This window comes from Micromonospora sp. NPDC048930, assembly GCF_043197935.1.
GTDB lineage: Bacteria > Actinomycetota > Actinomycetes > Mycobacteriales > Micromonosporaceae > Micromonospora.
Map to the genome: position 1 here is coordinate 98,347 of NZ_JBICUB010000017.1, position 20,852 is coordinate 119,198.

The following is a 20,852-nucleotide window of genomic DNA, read 5'->3' on the forward strand; positions in this document are numbered from 1 at the left end:
GTCTCGACCAAGCCCGGGAGTCGCCACCGTGATCGCAACGCTGTCCACCGCCGCCCGCCGTACCGCCGGCGTCACGGCCCTGGCGCTGCTGCTCGCCGGCCCGCCCTACGCACTCCTGCGCTACCTCGACCCGCCGCTGCCCGACCGGCTGCCCACCTGGCACACCCTCGCCACCACCCTGACCAGCCCGCTGACCGACGAGATGATCGGCACGATCCTCACCGCCCTGCTCTGGGCCGCCTGGGCATCGTTCGCCTGGTCGGTGCTCGCCGAACTCGCCGCCGCCCTCACCGGCCTGCGGCTGCCCCAGCCCCGCGCCCTCACCCCCGCCCGGGGCGTCGCCGCGCTGCTCGTCGCCATGATCACCGGCGGGGTCCTGGCCACCGCCGCGCAAGCCGCCACACCACCCCCGGCCGCGCAGGCGCACACCCCCGGCGTCGCCGCGGTCACCGCCGCCGTCGCCCAGCACGAACCTCTCACCCCCGTCACCCGCGCAGAGCTGGCGTCCACGGCACCGGTCCACATCCAGGCTGAGGGCACGGTGACGCTGGTCGCTGACGGCCGCGAGTACACGCACACCGTCAAGCGCGGCGACACCCTGTCGAAGATCGCCGAACAGTGGCTCGGCGACCCGAACCGCTGGCCGGAGATCTTCGCCCTCAACCGCGGCACCAACTTCCCTGACGTCGGCGGCACCCTGCGCAACCCGAACGTCATCTACCCCGGCTGGAAACTAGACCTCCCCGCCGACGCCACCCCACCCGCCGGGCAGAAACCCCGACCCAACGCCCCCAAGCCTGCCGCTCCCCCGCCGGAGACGCCGGTGCCCGCGCCCACGCTCAACATCCCACCGACGAACGGCGCGCCAGCGAGCACCGCCCCGCAGACCCCCGCCCCCAGCGCGGCCACCCATGGCCCAACGCCCACCAGCACCGCCCCGGACCCGAGCGGCGGGACCAGCGCCACCAGCCCGTCCGCTGACCGCAGCAGCCGCCCGCAGCGGCCCGGCCACGGGGTGTCTCTGCCGACCGGCAGCTGGGTCGATGGTGGCCTCGCGCTGGCGATCGCCGCCGCGGTGGCCCTGGTCTGGGCGCACCGCCAGCGCCGCTACCGCCCTCGCAAAACATCCGGTCAACGACATGGGACAGACCCCGACCTGGCGCCCATGCCCCGCGTCGTCCGGCAGATCCGACGTGGCCTGCGCTACACCGCAACCGAAACCGGCCAACTGGGGCACCGCCCCGAAAACGCACACGACGGCCAGGACAACGATGGTGACCAGTCGCCTCGGCACGGCCCTGTCCAGGCCGACACTGCCCTGGGGCGCGCCGGTGATCTTGGCCAGCCGGTGGCGCCAGCTCTCGCCCATCCCCTGTCGGCGGTGTGGCCTCCTGCGGGTTTAGGCCTGGCCGGGCCCGGCGCGGACGCTGCCGCCCGCGGCTTTCTCACCGCCGCCCTCGCTGCCGGCGGCGCGGACCATCCGGACGCCCGCACCCACGTGGTCATACCCGCGGCCACCGCCGCGACCCTGCTGGGCGCCGCCGCCGTGAACCTGCCCCGCACCCCGAGGCTGACCGTCACCGCCGACCTCAACGACGCGCTGGAAGTCCTCGAGCAGCAGACCATGCACCGCACCCGGCTGGTCTACCAGCACGAGGTCGACACCGTCGCCGAACTGCGCGCCGCCGACCCCTACGAGGAGCCCCTCGCACCGATCATGCTGCTGGCCGACGCCACCGAACGCCACGAACGAGCGCGCGTCGCCGCCCTGCTCGCCCAAGGGCAACGCCTGGACATCCACGGCGTGCTGCTCGGCGCGTGGCCCGACGGTGACACCGCCATCGTCGCCGCCGACGGCACCGTCACCCGCGCCGACGGCGACCCCCGCCACACCCCCCATCCCGCCGACGTCGGCCGTCTCGCCGTGCTCGACCCCGCCGAGACCATCGACCTGCTCGCGACCCTCGCGGAAGCCCACACCGGCCACCTGCCGGCACCCGCCCCCACCGAAGCCCCACCCCACCCGCAGTCCCCGACAACCGTCACAACCCCGCCCGCCCCACAACCACCCACGCCGGCTCCCACAGCCGGCCACAGCACCGACCACACGCCCCCCAGCCCCGCCACTGGCACGGCAACCGACGCCGGCAGCCCGCACGCCGCCGACGCGACCGCCGACCGTCAACCCGCATCCGAACCGGACGGGACCCCAGCCGCCCACACCAGCCCCACCGCCGCAACCCCCGGCGCCGACTTCGACGCCCTCTCCGACGACCGGCATACGCCCAACACCGGTGAAAGTCCAGCCGAGGCGTCCACCGCCGACGACGGCCAGCCACCGGCGGCGGCACGCCGCGACCGGATCGAGGTGACCGTGCTCGGCCCGCCGGCCATCGTCGGCGCCACCGGCGAACGCACGCTGCGCGCGAAATCGTTGGAGCTGCTGGTGTATCTGGCCGTGTGCGACGGGGACGCCGCCGCCGAGTCGATCCTCGACGATCTGCTGCCGGACGCTCCAGCGAGCAAAGCCACACACCGGCTGCACACCTACGTCTCCGACCTGCGCGCCGTGCTGCGCCGCCACGCCGGCCCCGGCACCTACCTCACCCGCCCCCACCACCGCTACCACCTCAACCCCGACCGCTTCGACATCGACCTGTGGCGGCTGCGCGCCGCGATCCGCGCCACCGACAGCCGAGCCGAACGGGTGCAGGCCTTACGCCGCGCTATCGACACCTACCGCCCCCTCGCCGAGGGCTGCGACTACGAATGGCTGGAACCCCACCGTCACGCCGTGCAACGCGAAGCCCTCGACGCCGTCACCGCCCTCCTTGAGGACCTCGCCGATCAACCCGACCAGCAGGCCGCCGTCTGCGACACCGCCCTACCCCACCACCCCTACAGCGAGGATCTGTACCGGCAGGCGATGCGCGCCCACGCCACCATCGGCAACCTCGACGCCATCCGCGCGCTGCGCCGCACCCTGACCCGACGCCTCGCCGAGATCGACGCCGAACCCAGCGACGACACGCTCGCCCTCGCCGATCGGCTCATCGCCGAGGTACGCGCCCGAAGTGGCCCGCGTCCCCCACAGGGGCCGGCGTGACCGCAGCAGCACACCCCGCCGCCGGTTCCGCCATTTCTGCTGAAACGATTGGCGGTGACACCCGCACGGGCGAGAAGCAGTTGCGCAGGCTGCGGTGGGCAGTGCGGGCCACCCTCGCCCTCGGCGTCGCCGCGTCGGTGGCCGCGAACGTCCTACACGCCCGACCGAACCCCATCAGCCAGATCATCGCCGCCTGGCCGCCTCTGGCGCTGCTGCTCACCGTCGAGCTGATCTCCCGCGTCCCCCACCACCGCTGGTACCTCGGCGCGATCCGCGTCACCGCGGCCACCGTCATCGCCGTCATCGCCGCCTGGGTCTCCTACTGGCACCTCGTCGGTGTCGCCGCCCGCTACGGCGAAACCAGCTACGGAGCCGCCTACCTCCTACCCATCTCCGTCGACGGCCTCGTCATCGTCGCCAGCGTCAGCCTCGTCGAAATTTCCGCCCGCATCCGCGCCACATCCGCACACACCACCGCCACCGCACGGGCTACGGCACCGGCGCCAGCAGCCCACGACTCCCTGTCAGCAGCCGTCCGGCACGTCCCATCACCGCGTGAATCCTCCGACGAGGTCACCTCAGCCGCATCCCGGGCCGACCAACACCCGCCCGCGGCCGCCGCGCATGCTGCGGCGCCGACGACATCCACTCACTCTTCGATCTTGATGCCACATGCCGCCACCCCACCCGCCCCACCGGCCCCCGACAGCGGCGTGGACGGCGACGGCGACGATGACCTGGCACCACCGCCCCGGCTCGGTACCGAGCAGCGGTCGCCTGTCACGGACGCCGGCGCCGACAACAGCGAAGTGAGCGGCCTACCGGCCGACGCGCTCAACGAAACCGCCGGCCCCGCCGCCAAGGCGACAGATCCCATGCCGTCCGAAGTCATGCTGCAGGTGCTCGCGGCCACAGACGCTGGCCGGCCCCCCGCGCCGGCACTCACGACGGACGCAGGGCCGGCGGCGGGTGCCAGTGGCTACGACGGGGAGGATCCACCGGATGGCGTTGCCGTTACCGCCGACACCGCCTCCGCCGTCGCCTACTGGCGGCGCCGGGATCCCGCACTGCAGCCAGCCGAGGTCGCCGCGCGGATCGGCAGGTCAGAACGCACCGTGCGCCGCCATTGGGAACAGCGAGCAACCACCCGGGCCGGACACCGTAACGGCCACCCCGCCGGCAAGCATCGGCATTGACACCCGCCGGCCTATGCCGGGTCCGCCGGTTGGCCAACCTCGCACATGGGCAGCCGGCCCACAACGACAAAAGGGTCTCGTCTCTTGCTCTCCCATGCGCCGGTGTGTAGCGAACGGTCGACCAGGCCATTCTGGAGGCCCTCGTCGCCGCGCGCAGCGCGCGCTCGCTGAGCCACGAGCCCAGCGCTGCCGTGCAGCGTTGCCTCAGTGCTCCAGGTGGAGCACCTGTGTGCTGACCCACTGGGCCAGCGCTGGCCGGTCCACGAGCATGATGCGGCAGCGCAGCGCCACCTCCCGCGCCTGAGCGGTCGGGCGGCCAGTGGTCACCAGCAGCGCGACGTCAGCGCGGTGGATGTCGCGGGCCGTCCCCGCGAACCGCTGCACGTGGGGGCTGCCCAGGTTGCCCTTGTACCGCTTGCACTGCACCACCACCCGGCGACCGCACGGCGACTGCCCGATCACGTCGGCGCCCATGTCGCCGGAGCCTCCGGAGACGGTGACGTTGCGGTATCCGCTGGCACGCATCAGCCGAGCGACGAACTGCTCGAACTCCGGCCCCGACATGTGGTCCGTGACCGCCACGTTGCGCTCGTGCTCGGCCAACTGCCGCGCGCCTGCCCACCGCAAGTACAGCCAGGCGCTCACGCCGACGAGCGCGGCGAGCGCGACCAGGGAGGCGATAACCGGGTGCTCGCGCACGACCTGAACCACGGCCGACACGGCGAGCAGGCCCCCGCCGATCGCGGCGAGCGTCACCGCGTCGCTGCGCTTGCCCCGCCGCCGCTTGCGTCGAGCCACTCCAACCTCCCCAGGTCGACGGCGTGTTAGAGACCGCGCACAAAAGGTAGCGGCGGGGTGTGACAACAGCCGCGGTGCGGTCGCGGGGTACGGGATTCCGGGGAATCACGCGCGTGTTGGTGAAGGCGTTAGCAGGCCGGGTCGGGCTGCAGCTACTGCAGTTCCAGGCGGTGGGCTGGACGGGGTGTCCTGTCCAGCCCACCGTCATCGCCGGCGCAACGCGCGTGATGCCTCACGGCTCCCGACGGGAAGGCGATGTCCGTCTGACCGGCCGCTTCAGCCGCAGGCCCTGGCCCGGCGGCGCGTACGACCTTCAGGGACGGTCGATGACCGGCTGCACCTCGGACGGGTAGGCGTAGCCGTCATCCCAGGGGAAGCGCCCGTCCGGGTCGGGCCAGACGATCTGCTGCACACGGACCTGCTCCTGCCCGTATCGGACGATCGCGGCCCCCGGGCACAGCTGTTCGGTGGGTTCGCCCTCAATGATGGCGGCGTCGTAGCCGGCGATCAGGTCGCCGATCCGCTGACCGTGGCTGAAGCGTTCGGCGCGATCGTAGACGCGAGCGGCGAGGTCGTTGAGCAGTTGCTGCGAGATGGCGGGGTCAAGGCCGGCGATCAGCAGCTCGGGATAGCCGTGGGCGGTGAGCCCGACCGTGTAGCCGTACGGGCTGCCGGTGCCATCGTCGCCGCTCGGGTGCACCAGGGTTACCGACCAGCCGACCCGGTCGATCATCTCGCCCTGACGGCGCATGAAATCGTCGATGCCGGTCACTGGTCAGATCCTTCCACGCTGTCGTGACGCTCGGACGGTTGCGGTGGGTCGACCTCCACGAAGCCCCAGAGCCGCTCGATGAGCTCCAGAGCCTGAGTGCGGTAACGGTCGGCGAAACCGCGACAGATCGCCGGCTTCGCCTGCGGGTACAGGTAATGCGGCAACGTGTCATGACAAATGATGTAGGAGCCTTGCTCACAGACCTCAGCGACGAGGGCACGCAGCTGCCCCGGCCCGAGGTGCATGCGATTGCCGGGGGCGAAAATGCAGGTGTCGCACTGCCGCGACAGCAGCCGTGACTTCCCGAGCACCGGATCGCCGACGCTGAGTTCCTCCTGCCGGCCGGCGTCATCGGCGGGGTCGGGCACAGGTTCCATGATGTCTGCCTCCTGGATAGCTGAAGGGCGCCGCCGTCGGCGACGCCCCTTTCGTTGGCATTGTTGGTACCGCTGGCGGTGACTGCTCGGATGGCCTCGCAGCCGCGGCGGGGATGGGTAATAGTCGGGTGGGCACGTCCGGTCAGTACGTGTTGTTCGGGGCGTGCATGGGCAGCAGGAGCCGGTCGGCCGGCGGCTGCCCGGCGGCTTCGGGCTGCCAGGCGTCGGCGGTGTCGAGGGTGGCGAAGGGCCCGACGACGGCGAGGCGGGCACGGTCGCGGTCCAGCAGGGCCAACGCCACGCGTGGGGCGTCGACGGTGGTGGTTCGTGCGACCTGGACGATGTCTGGCGGAACGGCTGTCCACTCGTCGTCGCTGATGCGCGCCTGCGTGGGGTCGTGCAGGGCCACGGGCGTGGTGGCGGCGATGTCGGGGTTGCGCATGGCCAGGTGGGGGGCATAGTCGGCGGCGGCGGCGCGGCCCTCGACCGGGCCGTGCAGGGACAGCGCGCCGGTGGTGGTGACGGCGAGCAGCGCGTGCGGGGCGCGGTCCTCGACGCTGTCGAGCAGGGCCAGACTGAAGGTGTCGCGGCTGCCGATGTCGGTCAGCGTGATGAGGGTGGGACGGCCGGTGGTGGCGTTGTCCCAGCTGAGGACTTCGAAATGGTCGCTGGCGAGGGAGAGGAAACGCTGGTAGGCGCGGTTGGCGGTGTCGAAGGGGTAACCGGCGTCGTGCATCAGGCGTATCTCCTGCTGGTCGCGGGGGTGGAGTCGGGTCATCGGGCGAGGACGGAGACGGTGTCGCCGAGCAGCAGCGGCGCCCCGTCAGGGCCTTTGATGTAGGAGTGGATCCAGATGCGGTAGGGCTGGCCGTCAGCGTTGACGAGACGCCGCCAGTGCCCGCGCACGACGAACCGCACCCGGTAGTGCCACTTCGCCTCGCCCGTGGGTTCGGCGACGGGTTTGGTGCGGCGGAGCATGACAACGCGGGTGTCATGGCGCAGGCTGGCGCGCAACGCCCGACGGCGGGCCGGCCGGTCCAGGGGCGGGGCGGCGACGGCGGCGATGGGCTGTTCCTGGATGCGCCAGAACGCGTACAGCACCGCCGCGACGGCCCGCATCCGCAGCGCGGATTCGTCGATGCAGAAGCGGCCGTCGGGCGCGGTCTCCCAGTCGCGGTCGACTTCCTCAGCCGGCTCGCTGCGAGCGGTGATGGGGATGCCGACGGGGATCTCGGCGAAAGAGTGGAGCACGTAGGGGCCGAACTGGGCGGCGAGTTCGGGGGCTTCGGCGAGTTGGCGTCGGCGGCGGGCGGCGGCGGGGTCGAGGGGGTCGTCGCGGTCGGCCCAGCCGGTGATCCACCAGCCGGTACGCCCGTTGCCGGTGTTGTGGAACTTCGCCCAGGCGATCGCGCCGATCGAGGTGACCTGGCCGTGGACGCCACGCTCGTAGATGGGTTCGGGGAGGAACAGCACTCCGGCGTCGCTCGGGGCGACGTCGTTGCCGACGATGTCGCCGGACAGGTCGAGGGCCTGGGCGGCGGCGGCGATGATCGCGGTCATGGCGGGGGCGAGGACATAGGGTTCGCCGTCCTGCCACGGCTGATGGGCGACCCGGCTGAACGCGTCCATGACGGCCGCCGTGCGGTCAGAGCTGTCGGTGGTCGCGTCGCGGGCGGATTCGAGGAACGCGCTCAGGTACTGGTGGGCGAAGCGGCTACGCGTGTAGTCGGTCATGCGCACACGCAGGTCGACCGTCGCGCGGGCATAGCCGGCAAGGGTCGACTCCGTACGAAAACTCACGACACCTCCATCAATGCGTGTTGGGGTTTGGCGGACCGCCGGGTCGCTGTGGCTTCAGGCGGCGCGGGGCTGGGTGCCGGCGGGCCGGAACCAGCCGGTGACCCGGTGGGCGGGCGGGATCACCCGTGCGCGGCCCTGGGGTCGCGGCTGGGGTCGGGTGGCGGCCTGGTGGGCGCGGTGGGCGTCGCGTGCCGGCGGGCAGGGGTATGCCTGGCCGGCGCAGCGCAGGTTGCCGCAGCGGTCGGGCCGGTGCGGCTGGGGTTGGTGGGCGGCGGCGACGTCGCTGGCGAGTAGCCACAACAAGACGTCGGTGACGGTGCGCGGTATCGCGCGGCGGTGCGACGAGACCATGAGCCGCAGTCCTTTCCGGTTGGTGTTCGGCCGGTACAAGGCCGCCACCCCTGCGGCCAGCGGCATGGGCTGACGCGGTCGGGTTCGCCACAGGGGTGGCGGCCGGGTCAGTGACGCTCGACTTTTCGTGTTGATCAAGTCGTCGACGCGCGCTGCTCGGCGCGGTATGGCGGGGCCCTGCGGCGGCGGATGAGCTAACTGGCGTGGGCGTCGTGGTCCGGTTCCGGGGCTGCGGTGGCCGAACGGAGGTCGGCTGGCGTGTCGGTGGTGGTGTCGATGGCGCCGGGGGTGGCGTCGTCTCGGGTGGTGTTGTCCCAGTCGAGGTAGGTGTCGTGGCCGGTGCCGGTGAGGGCGGCGTCGATGGCGTCTTCCGCGGCCTCGACGGCGTCGTCCCGGCTGGTGGCCGTGACCTCGATCCACAGGGGCAGGGTGAGGCGGATCTGCCAGCGGCGTGGCAGTCCGGGCAGGTCGAGGCTGTCCAGGATGTGGTCGGCGGCATCCGGGGCGATGACGTCGTCGGCTGCGGCGTCACGCAGCGCCTGCCACACACGGCGGCGCAGGGCGGTGGACTGCTCGTCGACGGTGGGAAGCGCCGCGGCCGCGGTGGGGGTGGGCTGCTGGGTGCGGAGGTGGTCGTGGATGCGGGCGGCGGTGTGGGTGAGCCAGCCCAGTGGTGCGGGTTGGCCGGGGTGGGAGGCGTCCCACGCGTCACGCAGGACGGCCTCCAGGCTCACCGGTCGCGGCTGGGGATTCTCAGGGGTGGACATGGGGTCTCCGAGTCGTTGAACAGCCGCCGGCCCCGCCCCAGGTGTGGGGGCGGGGCCGGGGTGGCGGGGGTGGTCAGTCGGGGCGGCGGGTGCGGGCCACGCGCACCTCGTAGGTGTCGGCGCTGACGGTCAGGTGCAGCCACCGGTAGCCGGCGGCGTGGGCGGCGCGCAGCGTGTCGATCAGGGGTGTGGGCTGCTCGGTGAGGTGCACGTGCTCGATAAAGTCGTCGCCGCCGAGGTCGGGGTCGTGGCGGTATCCGTCGGTGTGGGGATTCCAGCCGTGGGCGTAGACGACGAGGTTGGCCTCGGGCCGGTTCGGGTCTGTCAGGCGGGGCAGGCCGCTGGACATGAGGTAGACGCCGTGGTCGTGGACCCACTCCAACGCGCCCCGGCAGGGGGTCTGCTCGTCGCGTTCGGTGAAGGTGTGGGCGTGCTCGCCGGCGGCGACGGCGTGTTCGGCCAGCCGCAGCGTGTCGGTGAGGTCGAAGTACAGGTGCAGTGCCATCAGGCTCTCCTTGCGTGTGATCGAAGACCGGGCGTCCGGGTGGTGGGTGGCCGGACGTCCGGGGCGGGGTTGGTGCGGGCGGTTACCGGGCTGGGTTGCCGGAGGTGGGCCCGTCGTCGAGGGCGGTGGGTGGGATGCCGTGGCGCAGGGCGTGGTCGATGAGCCGGGCGAGGCGGTAGTGGGGGTCGGCCGCGAGTGCCCGGTCGAGGGCGACGGCGGCGAGGGCGCCTTGCCCGTGCCGCCAGGCGGTGAGGGCGAGCAGGGTGGCGGGGGCGGCCGTGTAGGCGGGCTCGGCGCGGCGGGTGATGTCGGTCCACAGGGCCAGATGCCACGGCTCGGTCCCGGTGGCCTCCCCGGCGTGGTCGCGGACGGCGATGTCGGCGAGGAGAACCGCTAGCCAGGCCACCTCGTCGTCGGTGAGGACCGCGTCGGCGGCATAGCGGGCGAGCGCCTGGTCCACGGCTTTGCGTCCGGCGCGGATGAGCGCCGCCCGCCCGCCCGAGAGCTGCGCGGCGAGCGCGCGTTCCTGCGCCCTGCGGCTTGCCTCGGCCATGCCGGCGCTGCCGGTGGGGGCGAGGCTGGCCACGAGTGCGGCCCGGTCGGGCAGGGCGGTCTGCCCGGCCACGATGGCGTGTACGGCGGTGGGGCTGTAGTGCGGGTCGAACGGCACCCCGTCGGGCGGGCAGCAGTGCGGGTCCTGGCATTGGTAGGAGTGGTAGCGGCCGTCGGTGACGCGCAGCGTGTCGAAGATGGTGATGCCGGCGGCGTGCAGGTGTGGGGTGATCGCGTCGACGACCGGGGTGACGGCGGTGGCGGGTCCGTAGCCGATGAGGATGGCGGTGGTGGCGTCGACGTTGCGCAGCAGGGCGAGGTGCTGCCGCGCCGCCACGGGCGCCCAGTCGGGGATGGTCGCGGGGGCGGGGAGGTCGGCTCGGGCGGCCACGGCGATGCGGTGGCCGGTGAGGCCGATGGTGACGAGGCTGTCGGCGGGGTGGAAGCCGAGCAGGTACGGCACGGCGGCGAGCAGGTCGCTGATCGAGGTCACCGGCAGCCGGGCCGGCTGGTCGTGCGTCATAGGGGTAACTCCTTGGTGAGAAATGGCTCCGCGGCCGCTGGGCGTGGCGTACGGGGCTGGCGGTGGACCGGCGGCAGATCAGGCGCCTGCCGCCGGCGGGTCGGTCAGGTCGAGGGGTTGCTCAGCGGGGGTGGTGGCCGAGACCGAGGCGGGCGCTGATGACGGGGCCCCGGTGGACGGCGGCGACCGCGGCGGGCAGGTGGCGGCGTTGCCAGCCGTGCAGGGCCGCGGCCAGGTCGGCGCCCCAGCGGTGGTGTTGGGTGAGGGCGGTGACGAGGCCGGCGGCCTGTTCGATGCCGTTGTTCGCGCCTCGTGCGGTGTGCGGGCGCACGGGGGCGAGGGCGTCGCCGAGCAGCACCGCCCACCCGCGCCCGGCGGGCCACACCATGCGGGTGGGCGGATCGATGTCCATCACCGGCACGGCCATCCGCACGGTGATGGCATGCACCGTCGCGGCGTGTGCGGCGGGTAGCAGCCGGGTGGCGTGCTCGTCGACGTGCGCGCGGGCCGCTGGCCCGACGTGATGGGGCAGGGCGAACGTCCGCCGCTCGGGCGGCGCCCCGAACTGGTGGGCGTAGGCGGTGGGGCCGCAGGTGAGGTAGAGCGTCCAGTCCAGCCCGCCGGGGATCGGGGCGACGTTGTATTGGCAGCCGGGCCCGGGCTCCAGGCGCAGGAAGTCCCGCAGCGGCTGGTCGGGGGTGGGGGCGTGGCCGCGGTGGGCGACGTAGCCGGCGTACCGCAGCCGCCGGGATGGGTCGAGCAGGCGGCGGCCGGTGGAGGCGCGTCCGTCGGCGAACACCACCAGGTCGGCGACCTCGCGGGAGCCGTCGCCGAACGTCAGGACAGGTCGTTTGTGGTGGACGCCGAGGGCGGCGACCCGGCGACCGGTGCGCAGCACCTCGGCGGGCAGGCGGGTGGCCAGCGCGGTGTGCAGCAGCGTCCAGGTGGTGTTGCGGCCCGGGTAGACCTGCCGGAGGGTGTGGATGGGCTGGCGTGCACGGACGGTGACCTGACAGACGGTCTCGGAGTCGTAGGCGACGAACTCGCTCTGGCCGATGCCGAGGCGGTCGAGGATGTCCAGGGCGGGGTATTCCAGGCCGATCAGCCCGCCGCCGCGCGGCGCGGCATCGGGGGCTGATTCATAGACGGTGACCTGGTGGAAACCGCCGTGCTGGAGCAGCAGCGCGGTGGCGCAGCCGGTGAGGGATCCGCCGACGACGGCGATGCGTGGCTGAGGCGCACGTGTCGTCGGGCTCGTCGTGACGGCGGTGGGCGCGCCGGCCGGGTGAATCAGCGGCGGCAGTGTCATCGGGTTTCCCCTTTTTCGAGGCTCGTGGGTGGGAAACCCGGGCACGGCCGGTCGGCCGTGCCCGGGGTTTGCGCTGGTGTGCGCGGGTGGCCGGGCAACGGCCTGGTTCGTGCGATGTGAGGCGGCGAGGTCAGCGGCGGGGCGTGGGAGTCACGAGCCCGCGAAAGCGGCGACCGATCGTGGCGGCTGATGTTGTCGGTCGTGCCCGGTAGCCGGCCTCGGCGTCTTTCTCGTGCTGAGGGTTGTCAGGCGTGTTCGAGTGCGGTGACGGCGGCGTCGGCGATGGCGTCGACGGCCTGGACCGGGTCGGCGACCAGGAGGGTGGTGGTGTGGGTGAAGGTGTGCCCGGCCAGGTCGGCGGGGCGCAGCCACAGCACCGCGCAGCCGCTCTGGTGCAGGGTGGTGATCAGCCGCTGCGCCGGTGCGATGTCGGGCAGGTCGCCGTCGGAGACGACGGCGAGCATCCGCAACCGGCCCGGTTGGCGCAGGTTCAGCAGTTGGTCGGCGAGTTTCACCGCGTCGATGAACGCGGTGGTGCCTCCGGCCGCCCGCATCTGCAGGACGTAGGCGGGGTGCTGCCGGGGCGGCACGAGCAGCGTTGCCTGGCTGCCGAACCCGATCATGGTGGTGGTGGCCTGGTTGGTGCGGGCGGCGTGGGCGAGGATCCACCCGGCCGAGGACATCGGCGCCGCGTAGGAGCGCATGGATCCGGAGGTGTCGACGAGCACGGCCAGGTGCAGGTGCGGCTTCGGCGGTGGGATCTGGGCGCGGCGCTGCCACGGTGTGGCGGTGGGCATGCTGCCGGCGGCGATCTGCGCCTTGGCGGTGATGGCGTGCCGAGTTCGCAGCCGCCCGGGCGGTATCGGGCTGGGCCGGGTGTCGGGTTCCGGTGAGTGGGTTCGGGCCCGGCGCAGCCGCGCGGCCAAAGTTCGGGCGGCAGCGCGTTCGGCGTCGGTGGGATCGCGGCGCGTCCACGACGCGGGCGCCCCATGCCGGGTGTTGATCTGCTGGGCGGCGTATTCGGCGGGGGTCAGTCCGACGGCGTGGGCGAGGTAGTCGGCGAGGGCTTGGGCGAGCTGCCCGGCGAATGCGCCGGGGTCGGGCTGCGGCGGTTGCGGCTGTTGGTGGGGGTTGATGTCGAGGATGCGGCACCACCGCCACGCCAGGTCGATCATCGTGGTGGCGTCGGTGTCGTCGACGGCGTGGGCTTCACGCCATATGTCGCGCAGCTGGCGGAGTTTCGTGCGGCCGAGCACGCTGGTGACGGCGGCCCGGACGCCTTTGATGTCCTTGGCGGTGATGATCCTGGCGTCAACGCGGGCCAGGAGCAGCCCGGCGAGGTGGGCGGCGTGCCAGGCGTCGTCCACCGGCGCATCGGCGGGGTCGAGCAGGGTGGTGACGGTGTGGCGCAGCCACCTGCGGTCGGCGCGCCGCCTGCCGCGTTGCCGGTTCTCGGCACGGGACTCTTCGAGAAGATCGGCGACGGCGGCGACGACCGGCGGGGTGCCGGGAGGTGTGCTCCACAGGCTGTGGGTGGCGTGGGCGGCTTCGTGCACGAGCAGCCCGTACGCGGTCGGCACCAGGCGCTTGTGGCCGGCGCGGCGGGGGTCGGTGATGTCGGGGGCGCCGATGTGGGTGGCGTCGACTTCGATGCGGCGGGCGTCGGGGTAGAAGCAGGCCGGGGCGCCGCCGCCCGCGCCGGGGGCGACGGTGACGGTCAGGTCGGTGCGGCCGGTCAGGACCGGGATGTGCCGGGTCCAGGCGTCGCTCCACGCGTGCCAGTCCGGGATGCTGGCAGCCGAGCTGCCCGAGCCGGCGGCCCGGTGGGTGGAGGGATGAGACATGGTGGCTTTCCTCTTCTAGGGGTTGGTCAGCGTTGCTTGCCGAGGGTCAGCGGGTTGATGTCCGTGCCGAACTGCTGCTTGAGGGCGGCGAGGACCTGCTCGCGGTCCTCGAGTGGGGCGCGGCCGACCAGGTTCGCCACGGCTGCGGCGGCCCCGAGGGTTTTGCTGACGCGGGTGAAGCCGAGCAGCTCGCGTAGCTGCGGCGCCCAGCCGACGCGTCCGGCCGCGAGGTCGGTGTTCAGGGCGATGGCGGCCTCGACGGCGGGACGGGGGACGCCGAGGTGGCGGGCGAGGTCCCAGTCGGTGGTGACCTCGATGTGCACGTCGAACCGCGACGCCAACGCCTCGGTGAGGACCGCGCCGTGGACGCCGGGATTGTGGCCGGCGATGACGTAGAACCCGTCGGCGGCCTCCACGCGTTCGTTGCGGTAGCCGGGAATGGTGATCACGCGGCGGCCGTCCATCGCCGGGTACAGGACGGCGAGGACTTTCGGGGGGATGAGGGTGGCGTCGTCGACCAGCAACGCCCGCCCCTCACGCATCGCCACTACCAGGGGGCCGTAGACGAACTCGAACCCGCCGTCGGGCAGGGGGATGAAGTTGCCGAGGAAGTCCTCCACCACTGTGTCGCCGGTGCCGGCGACGGTGAGCAGGTCCGGGAAAGCGGCCTCCACCAGGGCGGTCTTGCCGGTGCCCGGCGGACCGTAGAGCAGCACCGGGATGCGCTTGTCGCGTAGCCGGCGCAGCACGTCGACATCGGTGGCCCCCGCGAGCTTGCGCGGGAAGTACAGGTCACCGTTCGGGCGCGCGACGGGCTGCCGACGCCCTGCCCGCCGGCCCTGGCTGTGTGTGCGCGGGGCGGGTGGCGGCATGGTGCCGGCGGCGTCGATCCCGGCCTGGGTGATCTGGAACCGGTGCGGGCCCATCTGGTGGGTGGCGTAACCGGCGACGGCCATCTTCTTCAAGGCTTCGAACACCGCCCCGGTCGAGGGGGCGGAGAGGGCTTTGGTGATCTCCCCGACCGTGAGCATCTGGTCCGGGTGAGCGGCCAGATGCGAGGCGACCTTGCGGTACAGGTAGCCGGGGCGCCGGCCATCCATCACAGGTGGGGTGGCGGCTGGGGTTGTGGGATCCATACGGGTCCTCCCATCGGGGGTAGGGCCCGCGCACCCGTCTCCGGGGTGCGCGGGCAACAAGCAACATCCGCGCAGCGGAGACAGGAATCAGAGGGGCAGCTGGAGCAGGCTCACCGCAGGACGGCGCGACACCGCCGATGCGAGGGCATGTCGGCTCGTCAGGTTGCCCGGCCGTCTGGCGACGTGGTGATCACAGGTTTCTGGCCAGGTGGATCAGCCGGGTCAGCCCGGCCGCTATGCGGGTGCCGGCAACCCGGGGCGGCGGCACCGCCCAGGTGTCGACGGTGGCGCTGCGCGCTCCGCGCGGCCGCATGACCTGGTAGAGCCTCAGGTCGATGTCGACGGCGGCGACGACGCGCGTCTCGACCCGGGCGGACGCGGGGGCTTGGGCGAGGTCGCCGTGCCGGTAGCCGGGACCGACTCTGCCGGCCCAGGCTTCGAAGACCATGGCGAACCCGACGCAGCGCCGCCCGTCGCGGTGCAGCCACGTACGCAGCCAGTCACGCATAGCGTGACTGCTGGCGTGCCGGGCAAGGCGGTGCAGGATCACCGCGGGCTGTGCATCCTGGTCGCCACCGGCGAGGCTCGGGGCGTGCCAGACACTCGGGTCGAACAGGTCGGCGTCGACGTGCACCTGGTGCGGGTGAGCCGACATCGGCCGGTCGAACAGGCCGATCAGCTCCGGCGACAGGTCCCACCCGTGCCGCTCGTGCAGCGCTTCGACGCGGGCGAGCGTGCGGGTGACCATGTCCTGCGTACGGGGATGAAGCATGGAGCCTCCATGAAAGGCAGAGGGGTGTGGCAGCCGCGCGCGTGTTACGCAGCGGTGGTCGCGGCCGGCTTGATCTCGTCGGCAACCCTGTGGGGGCGCGCGGGGCCGGATTGCGGTGTTGGCAGCAGGTGAGACCGTTGAGCGGTCCCACACTCTGTTCGGGATGAGCGATGCCTACGCTTTGCCGACGATGCGATCGCAGCGGCGAGGGTCGACAGGCAACCAGGGCAGGCCCCAGCCGATCCGGTACCGCCCGTCGGTGGGTTCGACGAGGTGGACGCCGCCGCCGAGGGACAGCGGGCGAGCCACGGTGAGGGCGCGTCCGTCGAAGTCGACGGTGCGCCAGTCACCGCCCACGTAGTCCGCCATCTGCGAGAACGACAGGGCGAGGGCGTCGGCTGCCTCGGCGTCGATGCTGAGTTCGAAGGCGCCGTTCCACCAGCCGATCACCGTGGCGGTGTAGGCCTCGTAGTAGCGGTGGGAGCCGTGGGTCGGCTCGTAGCGCAGCCACGGCCCGGAGAACACGGCGGTGCTGCCACGCTGCGGCAGGTAGTCAGGAGTGGGCATCGACTACCGCCACCGACCAGTCAGCCGGCTCGAAGCGGACCCGGGGACGCCGCGGGCGTGGGTGCCGCCAGGGCGCGGACCAGTCGGCCGGGGTAGGCCGCCGCCGTGCTGGCGGAGCCGCAGGATCGGGGTCGCGGCGCCCGGCCAGCAGGTCGCGGAAGACCGCGAGCAGGCGTGGCGGGACCGCGCCGGTGTCCGTCCGGGTGAGGGCTGCCTCGTTGGTGTCGAGCCACACGACGCCGGCCAGGTCGACCCAGGCGACCGGCGTGCGACCCGGCGGGAACCGCCAACCGGGGTGCAGCAGCCTCGGCAACGCCACGATGTCGCCTGGATACCGCGCCCAGTCGGTGTAGCTCCAGGGCACCACGGTGCCTGGCCTGCGGCCGGCTTCCACGGCGTCGGCGCACGCGCGGCACTGGGTGTCGTGGACGAGGGTGGTGCCGCCACAGGCCTGGCAGGGGTACCAGTTGTTCGGGTCAGCCGTGGGGTCGTAGTCGGGATCCCACGCTCCGGTGACCTGCCCGCCGAGCCGGTAGCCGTCGATGGGGTGCGTGCGGGCGGCGAGACGCATCGGCTTGGCCAGGTGCGCGTCGATGGTGGTGACCGTGGCGGTGGCGCGTACGAGGACCGCGAACAGGTGGTGTGCCATCAGCGCGCCTCCCGACCGGTCCGCCCGGCGGCGCCGTGCTCGGCGCCGGCAGCCTGCGGGGTCAGGCTGTGCCGGCGGTGCGTGGGCACCCCCAGTTGCTGACGGGTGCCCCGAGAGCCGCTGACGTCGGGCGCGCGGCCGTCGCGGGTGCCGGTGCCGCGGCGGCTACCGGCGGGCCGCTTCGCGAGCCGGCGTCCCGCCGCCATGTATGGGGCGAGCGCTTCCCGCATCGCCTGCAGGTTGTGCGGGGACAGGTCGATCTTGTACTCCACGCCGTCCAGCGCGAAGTGGTGCGTGGCGACGTTGTCCGTGCTGTGGTCGATGTCGTCCGTGACCACGACAACAGTCTTGGTTGCCATCAGGGCGGTCCCTTTCGTAGAGGAAAGCAGCGCCGCCCTCGCCGCGCACCAAGCGCGAAGAGGGCGGCGCTGACGGGTGGCGGGAAAAGGGGCGGAACCCGACTCACACGAGGGGAGGCGCCGAGCCCGGTCGGGTCCCTTTGCGGGCGGCGGCGACAGCGAGAGGGGCGATTGCTCGGGCGACCGTCACGATCGACGTCGCAGGGGTCGCCGGGCCGCTGGTGGCGGTGCGGCGGACCGGGTGTCTGGTCCGCCGTCACGGGCGGCGTGGCCCACGTGTTAGCCGGCGATGTAGGCCGCCTCACCGCCTGCGTCGGAGACCCGCAGGATCCGCTCCGGCGCTACCGGGATGAGATGCTCGCGTTCGACGTTGGGCCACTGGTATCCGTCCCCGCCGAGACGGGCGAGCGTGTATCGGGGGTCGTTGAAGCCGTCGATGTCGACCTACAGGTACTCGCCCATCTCGTCGACGAGTGCGGGCGCGACGGTGACGATCTCCCCAGGCTCCAACGATCGCTCGTCCTCGTGGTCGTCAGGCACCGGGCGCTCCCTTCGCAGGAGAGGTTCCGGGGGCTGGTGGCGGGTCGGGGATCTCGCCGGCGATGCGGTCGCAGGCGTAGGGATGCACGGGCGTCCAGGCCCAGGCGCGGCCCATCACCAGATACCGGCCGTCGCCGTCCGGGGCGATGCGGTGTACCGCCGCGGGGTCGGCGTGTACCCGGGTCTCGTCGGCGATGATGGCGTCGCCGTCGAACCGCATCCGTGCGAGGGACTCGTCGATCAGACGTTCCCGCAGGTGTTCGGGGACGCCTCGGTCGGTGAGGTCCTGCCGGTAGCGGTCGCGGGCTTCCTGCTGGTCGGCGACGATCGCCTCGGCGACGTCGCGGGTGCAGGTGAACACCGCCCACCCGTGCCAGTGGTCCACCAGGGTGCCGACGTATCCGACCGGGATGCGCAGGTCCCCGGCGTCGTTCGGCGTCCACGCCCAGTCGCCTGCGAACACGCCCGGTCCGCCCAGGCGCACCTGGTCCGGGTACATGTGGCGCAGGTCCCGGTCGTCACCGTCGGGGTGCAGCACGATGCGGCACTGCCGGGCCGCCTCGGCTTCGACCGCTTCGTCGAAGCCGTCGCACCACGCCCACCGCGCCTGGTCACGCCGCGGGCCCGTCAGGGCCTCCCACTCGGGGGCGTCGGGCGGGGCGTGCTCGGCGTAGCGGGTGTGGCCGGCGGCGAGGTCGTCCCGGTCGGGGACGGGCAGCCCGTCGATGTCTCGACCGGTGGCGGCCTCGATTTCGGTGAGGACCTCCCGCGCGGTCGCCGTCACGTCGCCGCTGGCCCGCCCGCCGATGGTGTCCTGCGCCCACCACTCGGCGGCGTTGCGGCCGGCTTCCGCCCCCGCCTCACGGAGGGCGTCGAGCACCCGCTGCCAGCCGGCGTCGGGTAGCCGGCGGACGCGGTCGCCTTCGCCGAGAAGCATCGACAGCCGGGAACCGCTGTCCCAGTTCACCTCCAGGACCCGCTGATCGGGGTCGTAGCGGCGCACGCTGCCCTCGTCACCCGGCCGCAGCCGGGTGTGCGGATCGCTGGTGTGCTCGAGGGCGACGCGATCCCCCACCTGGTAGGTGTCCGCAGTCGTGCGGGGATCCGGGCCGGGGTGGTCCGGCTGCGGTGGCCTCGTGTTGTTTGAGCTGGTCATGGTCATCCGTTCTTGAGTGGCTTGCGGGTTGTGTGTGCGGCCGCGCCCTGTCAGCGGGCAGCGCCGTGCGGTGGCTCCGGCTGCGAGGTGGTTTCGACAAGCGCGCCGTCGTGTTGGAGGACGGCGTACGCCTCGCGGTACCGGCTGCGCGCGGTGTCCCGTTGTGCGTGTGCGCGGGTGAGCGCGTCTTCGATGGCGCGCATCCGCTGTCCCGCGGTGACGAGGTTGTCCAGATCGGCGGTGCTGTCGTGGACGGTGAACAGGGTCCGCGCGGCCTCGGCCAGCAGGGCTTCCTGGGCGTCGGCGGCGACGAGCGCGCAGCCGGCTTCGATGAAGGCGCACACGGCGTCGGGGTGCTGCGCGGCGGTGACACCGATCTGGCCGGGGTCGATGTCGGCACCGTCACGGTGCGCGAGGTGCCGCAGGACGTCGATGAAATCGTTCACGGAGGGACTCCCGAAAGGGGCTGGGGTGGCGTCATGGACTGGTGCTCCAGTCAGATGAAGTAAGGGGTTCGGGGCGATCTCGGTGAGATGGCCGGCGCGGTAGGCGCGTCGGGTGAAAGCGATCCACCGCCACGGCGGGAACAGGACATGTGGTCACCGCCGGGTGGCGGTGCCGGCGGCGCTGGGCACGGCGTGCATGCCTCGGATCGCCCGTCATAGGGACTCCCTGTTCGATGGTTGGAGGGAATCCGGGCACGGCCTCATCGGCCGTGCCCGGATGGGTGCGGCAGGGTTCACGCACGTCGGCCAGGCGACGGCCGATGAATCAGAAGGTGCAATCTGCGAGGGCGATGTGGGCCCTTGGCGTCGCGGCGCGATCGGCGGCCGCGGGTGTTCGTGTTAGCGGCGCACGGGGTGCGCGGCCTGGTCCGCGCGCAGTGCGTCGGCCAGGTCAGCCGGAATGTGGGCGTAGGGTTCGACGGCCAGGAGCACCTCGGCCGGGTCGAGAACCGCCCCGACCAGGCCGATCCGAATCGTGTCGGGTTCGTTGTCGGGGTCGGTGACCGGGTCCCAGGCGAAGTCGACGACGGTCGCGAAGAAGGTGCGGTGCGGATTCCAGCCGACCTGGATGGTGTAGCGCTCGAAGCCGGGTTTGGGTGTCAGGGTGTAGACGCTCACAGGATCCCTTCACGGGGTGTGCGGTCGAAGCCGTCCGTCAGGAGTCGCGCCACGATGGGCCGTGGCCCTGCGGGCGGCTGATGTGGCTGGTGGTTCGCGGGGGCTTCCGCGCCTCATGCCTCGGTGTGGCGGGCGCGTTCCTCGGCGAGTTCGACGATCTTGTCGCGCCGTGGGGCGGAAAGGCCGGCGATCAGGTCGACGTACTGCAGTTCCTGTGCGGTGACGGGTTCGGCGAATGCCGCCTTGTAGGCCAGGCGCGCTGCCTCGTGCGCGGCCTCGATCGGCCCGCTGGGGTCGTAGGCGAAGACGACCTGTCGCAGCTGCTCGGCCGCCGCGACCGGGTCGCGGGACAGCGTGATGTCGGAGATGCGGAAGTCCGCCGGAAGGTCCGCCGCGCCGATCGCGGCGATCAGGCACAGGTTGGCCTGGACGTAGTAGGCGTACGTTTCGCTGTGGGCAGGCGTTTCGCCGCGAGCCCGCACGGCGGCGCGTTCGGCGTTCCAGCGCAGCCGAGCTTCCTGGGCGTGCCTGGCGAGGGCGAGCAGTATGCTGCGAGTGGGATCCATCGTGTTCCTCCTGTCTCTGAAGGGCACTGCCCCGGCTAGCAGGCCGAGGGGTAGGTTCGGGCGCTGGCGATTGCCTGTTCGAA

The 20,852-nt window shown here is 72.5% G+C and carries 22 protein-coding genes; 2 read left to right on the top strand and 20 right to left on the bottom strand.

What is annotated here, in order from left to right:
* Positions 1–28: 28 nt before the first annotated feature.
* A complete protein-coding gene (locus ACGFI9_RS31475) occupies positions 29–3,106 on the top strand; it encodes a BTAD domain-containing putative transcriptional regulator (protein WP_393183744.1) in 3,078 nt (1,025 codons plus the stop codon).
* A complete protein-coding gene (locus ACGFI9_RS31480; protein ID WP_393183746.1) occupies positions 3,103–4,302 on the top strand; it encodes a DUF2637 domain-containing protein in 1,200 nt (399 codons plus the stop codon). The genes ACGFI9_RS31475 and ACGFI9_RS31480 overlap by 4 nt, the downstream gene beginning before the upstream one ends.
* 204 nt (positions 4,303–4,506) lie before the next feature.
* Here ACGFI9_RS31480 and ACGFI9_RS31485 read toward each other — a convergent pair whose 3' ends face one another.
* The 20 genes from ACGFI9_RS31485 to ACGFI9_RS31580 form a co-directional block, all read right to left on the bottom strand.
* A complete protein-coding gene (locus ACGFI9_RS31485) occupies positions 4,507–5,100 on the bottom strand; it encodes a restriction endonuclease (protein ID WP_393183748.1) in 594 nt (197 codons plus the stop codon).
* A 313-nt stretch (positions 5,101–5,413) separates the two neighbouring features.
* The gene (locus tag ACGFI9_RS31490) at positions 5,414–5,872 is read right to left on the bottom strand and encodes a DUF4262 domain-containing protein (protein ID WP_393183750.1); all 459 of its coding nucleotides are present in this window, start codon (positions 5,870–5,872) and stop codon (positions 5,414–5,416) included.
* Positions 5,869–6,249, bottom strand: coding sequence for a hypothetical protein (locus ACGFI9_RS31495; RefSeq protein WP_393183752.1), 381 nt, complete (start codon positions 6,247–6,249; stop codon positions 5,869–5,871). Before ACGFI9_RS31495 ends, ACGFI9_RS31490 begins: the two co-directional genes overlap by 4 nt.
* A gap of 142 nt (positions 6,250–6,391) precedes the next feature.
* A complete protein-coding gene (locus tag ACGFI9_RS31500) occupies positions 6,392–7,027 on the bottom strand; it encodes a hypothetical protein (protein WP_393183754.1) in 636 nt (211 codons plus the stop codon).
* The gene (locus tag ACGFI9_RS31505) at positions 7,024–8,049 is read right to left on the bottom strand and encodes a hypothetical protein (RefSeq protein WP_393183756.1); all 1,026 of its coding nucleotides are present in this window, start codon (positions 8,047–8,049) and stop codon (positions 7,024–7,026) included. The genes ACGFI9_RS31500 and ACGFI9_RS31505 overlap by 4 nt, the downstream gene beginning before the upstream one ends.
* A 54-nt stretch (positions 8,050–8,103) precedes the next feature.
* On the bottom strand, positions 8,104–8,400 hold the full coding sequence (locus ACGFI9_RS31510) for a hypothetical protein (RefSeq protein ID WP_393183758.1): 297 nt from the start codon (positions 8,398–8,400) through the stop codon (positions 8,104–8,106).
* Positions 8,401–8,594: 194 nt separating this feature from the next.
* Positions 8,595–9,167, bottom strand: a complete 573-nt coding sequence (locus tag ACGFI9_RS31515) for a hypothetical protein (RefSeq protein WP_393183760.1) — start codon at positions 9,165–9,167, stop codon at positions 8,595–8,597.
* Between the two features lie 73 nt (positions 9,168–9,240).
* Positions 9,241–9,672 carry a DUF3085 domain-containing protein gene (locus tag ACGFI9_RS31520; protein WP_393183762.1) on the bottom strand — a complete coding sequence of 144 codons (432 nt, stop codon included), beginning with the start codon at positions 9,670–9,672 and terminating at the stop codon, positions 9,241–9,243.
* An 82-nt stretch (positions 9,673–9,754) separates the two neighbouring features.
* Positions 9,755–10,747, bottom strand: a complete 993-nt coding sequence (locus ACGFI9_RS31525; RefSeq protein WP_393183764.1) for a DUF4192 domain-containing protein — start codon at positions 10,745–10,747, stop codon at positions 9,755–9,757.
* 121 nt (positions 10,748–10,868) lie between these two features.
* Positions 10,869–12,056 carry a monooxygenase gene (locus ACGFI9_RS31530; RefSeq protein WP_393183766.1) on the bottom strand — a complete coding sequence of 396 codons (1,188 nt, stop codon included), beginning with the start codon at positions 12,054–12,056 and terminating at the stop codon, positions 10,869–10,871.
* A 245-nt stretch (positions 12,057–12,301) separates the two neighbouring features.
* Positions 12,302–13,900 (bottom strand): VWA domain-containing protein, encoded by a 1,599-nt coding sequence (locus ACGFI9_RS31535; protein WP_393183768.1) that lies wholly within the window; start codon positions 13,898–13,900, stop codon positions 12,302–12,304.
* Positions 13,901–13,926: 26 nt separating this feature from the next.
* Positions 13,927–15,036 carry an AAA family ATPase gene (locus tag ACGFI9_RS31540; RefSeq protein WP_393183769.1) on the bottom strand — a complete coding sequence of 370 codons (1,110 nt, stop codon included), beginning with the start codon at positions 15,034–15,036 and terminating at the stop codon, positions 13,927–13,929.
* A gap of 190 nt (positions 15,037–15,226) precedes the next feature.
* Complete coding sequence (locus tag ACGFI9_RS31545; protein ID WP_393183771.1) at positions 15,227–15,808, bottom strand: hypothetical protein; 582 nt, start codon at positions 15,806–15,808, stop codon at positions 15,227–15,229.
* A 174-nt stretch (positions 15,809–15,982) separates the two neighbouring features.
* On the bottom strand, positions 15,983–16,375 hold the full coding sequence (locus ACGFI9_RS31550) for a hypothetical protein (RefSeq protein ID WP_393183773.1): 393 nt from the start codon (positions 16,373–16,375) through the stop codon (positions 15,983–15,985).
* Positions 16,362–17,024: a hypothetical protein gene (locus ACGFI9_RS31555; RefSeq protein WP_393183774.1), complete on the bottom strand. Its 663-nt coding sequence runs from the start codon at positions 17,022–17,024 to the stop codon at positions 16,362–16,364. The genes ACGFI9_RS31550 and ACGFI9_RS31555 overlap by 14 nt, the downstream gene beginning before the upstream one ends.
* Positions 17,024–17,383 (bottom strand): histone-like nucleoid-structuring protein Lsr2, encoded by a 360-nt coding sequence (locus tag ACGFI9_RS31560; RefSeq protein WP_393183775.1) that lies wholly within the window; start codon positions 17,381–17,383, stop codon positions 17,024–17,026. Before ACGFI9_RS31560 ends, ACGFI9_RS31555 begins: the two co-directional genes overlap by 1 nt.
* Positions 17,384–17,915: 532 nt before the next feature.
* Complete coding sequence (locus tag ACGFI9_RS31565) at positions 17,916–19,079, bottom strand: DUF4314 domain-containing protein (RefSeq protein ID WP_393183777.1); 1,164 nt, start codon at positions 19,077–19,079, stop codon at positions 17,916–17,918.
* Positions 19,080–19,129: 50 nt separating this feature from the next.
* Positions 19,130–19,525 carry a hypothetical protein gene (locus tag ACGFI9_RS31570; protein ID WP_393183779.1) on the bottom strand — a complete coding sequence of 132 codons (396 nt, stop codon included), beginning with the start codon at positions 19,523–19,525 and terminating at the stop codon, positions 19,130–19,132.
* A gap of 399 nt (positions 19,526–19,924) precedes the next feature.
* Positions 19,925–20,203 (bottom strand): hypothetical protein, encoded by a 279-nt coding sequence (locus ACGFI9_RS31575; protein ID WP_393183780.1) that lies wholly within the window; start codon positions 20,201–20,203, stop codon positions 19,925–19,927.
* 113 nt (positions 20,204–20,316) lie between these two features.
* The gene (locus tag ACGFI9_RS31580) at positions 20,317–20,769 is read right to left on the bottom strand and encodes a hypothetical protein (protein ID WP_393183782.1); all 453 of its coding nucleotides are present in this window, start codon (positions 20,767–20,769) and stop codon (positions 20,317–20,319) included.
* Positions 20,770–20,852 lie beyond the last annotated feature (83 nt).

Bases quoted from the DNA above. Each gene is read 5' to 3' on its own strand.
- ACGFI9_RS31495 (WP_393183752.1), bottom strand. From the start codon at position 6,249: ATGGAACCTGTGCCCGACCCCGCCGATGACGCCGGCCGGCAGGAGGAA.
- ACGFI9_RS31500 (WP_393183754.1), bottom strand. From the start codon at position 7,027: ATGACCCGACTCCACCCCCGCGACCAGCAGGAGATACGCCTGATGCAC.
- ACGFI9_RS31510 (WP_393183758.1), bottom strand. From the start codon at position 8,400: ATGGTCTCGTCGCACCGCCGCGCGATACCGCGCACCGTCACCGACGTC.
- ACGFI9_RS31515 (WP_393183760.1), bottom strand. From the start codon at position 9,167: ATGTCCACCCCTGAGAATCCCCAGCCGCGACCGGTGAGCCTGGAGGCC.
- ACGFI9_RS31520 (WP_393183762.1), bottom strand. From the start codon at position 9,672: ATGGCACTGCACCTGTACTTCGACCTCACCGACACGCTGCGGCTGGCC.
- ACGFI9_RS31525 (WP_393183764.1), bottom strand. From the start codon at position 10,747: ATGACGCACGACCAGCCGGCCCGGCTGCCGGTGACCTCGATCAGCGAC.
- ACGFI9_RS31530 (WP_393183766.1), bottom strand. From the start codon at position 12,056: ATGACACTGCCGCCGCTGATTCACCCGGCCGGCGCGCCCACCGCCGTC.
- ACGFI9_RS31535 (WP_393183768.1), bottom strand. From the start codon at position 13,900: ATGTCTCATCCCTCCACCCACCGGGCCGCCGGCTCGGGCAGCTCGGCT.
- ACGFI9_RS31540 (WP_393183769.1), bottom strand. From the start codon at position 15,036: ATGGATCCCACAACCCCAGCCGCCACCCCACCTGTGATGGATGGCCGG.
- ACGFI9_RS31545 (WP_393183771.1), bottom strand. From the start codon at position 15,808: ATGCTTCATCCCCGTACGCAGGACATGGTCACCCGCACGCTCGCCCGC.
- ACGFI9_RS31550 (WP_393183773.1), bottom strand. From the start codon at position 16,375: ATGCCCACTCCTGACTACCTGCCGCAGCGTGGCAGCACCGCCGTGTTC.
- ACGFI9_RS31555 (WP_393183774.1), bottom strand. From the start codon at position 17,024: ATGGCACACCACCTGTTCGCGGTCCTCGTACGCGCCACCGCCACGGTC.
- ACGFI9_RS31560 (WP_393183775.1), bottom strand. From the start codon at position 17,383: ATGGCAACCAAGACTGTTGTCGTGGTCACGGACGACATCGACCACAGC.
- ACGFI9_RS31565 (WP_393183777.1), bottom strand. From the start codon at position 19,079: ATGACCAGCTCAAACAACACGAGGCCACCGCAGCCGGACCACCCCGGC.
- ACGFI9_RS31580 (WP_393183782.1), bottom strand. From the start codon at position 20,769: ATGGATCCCACTCGCAGCATACTGCTCGCCCTCGCCAGGCACGCCCAG.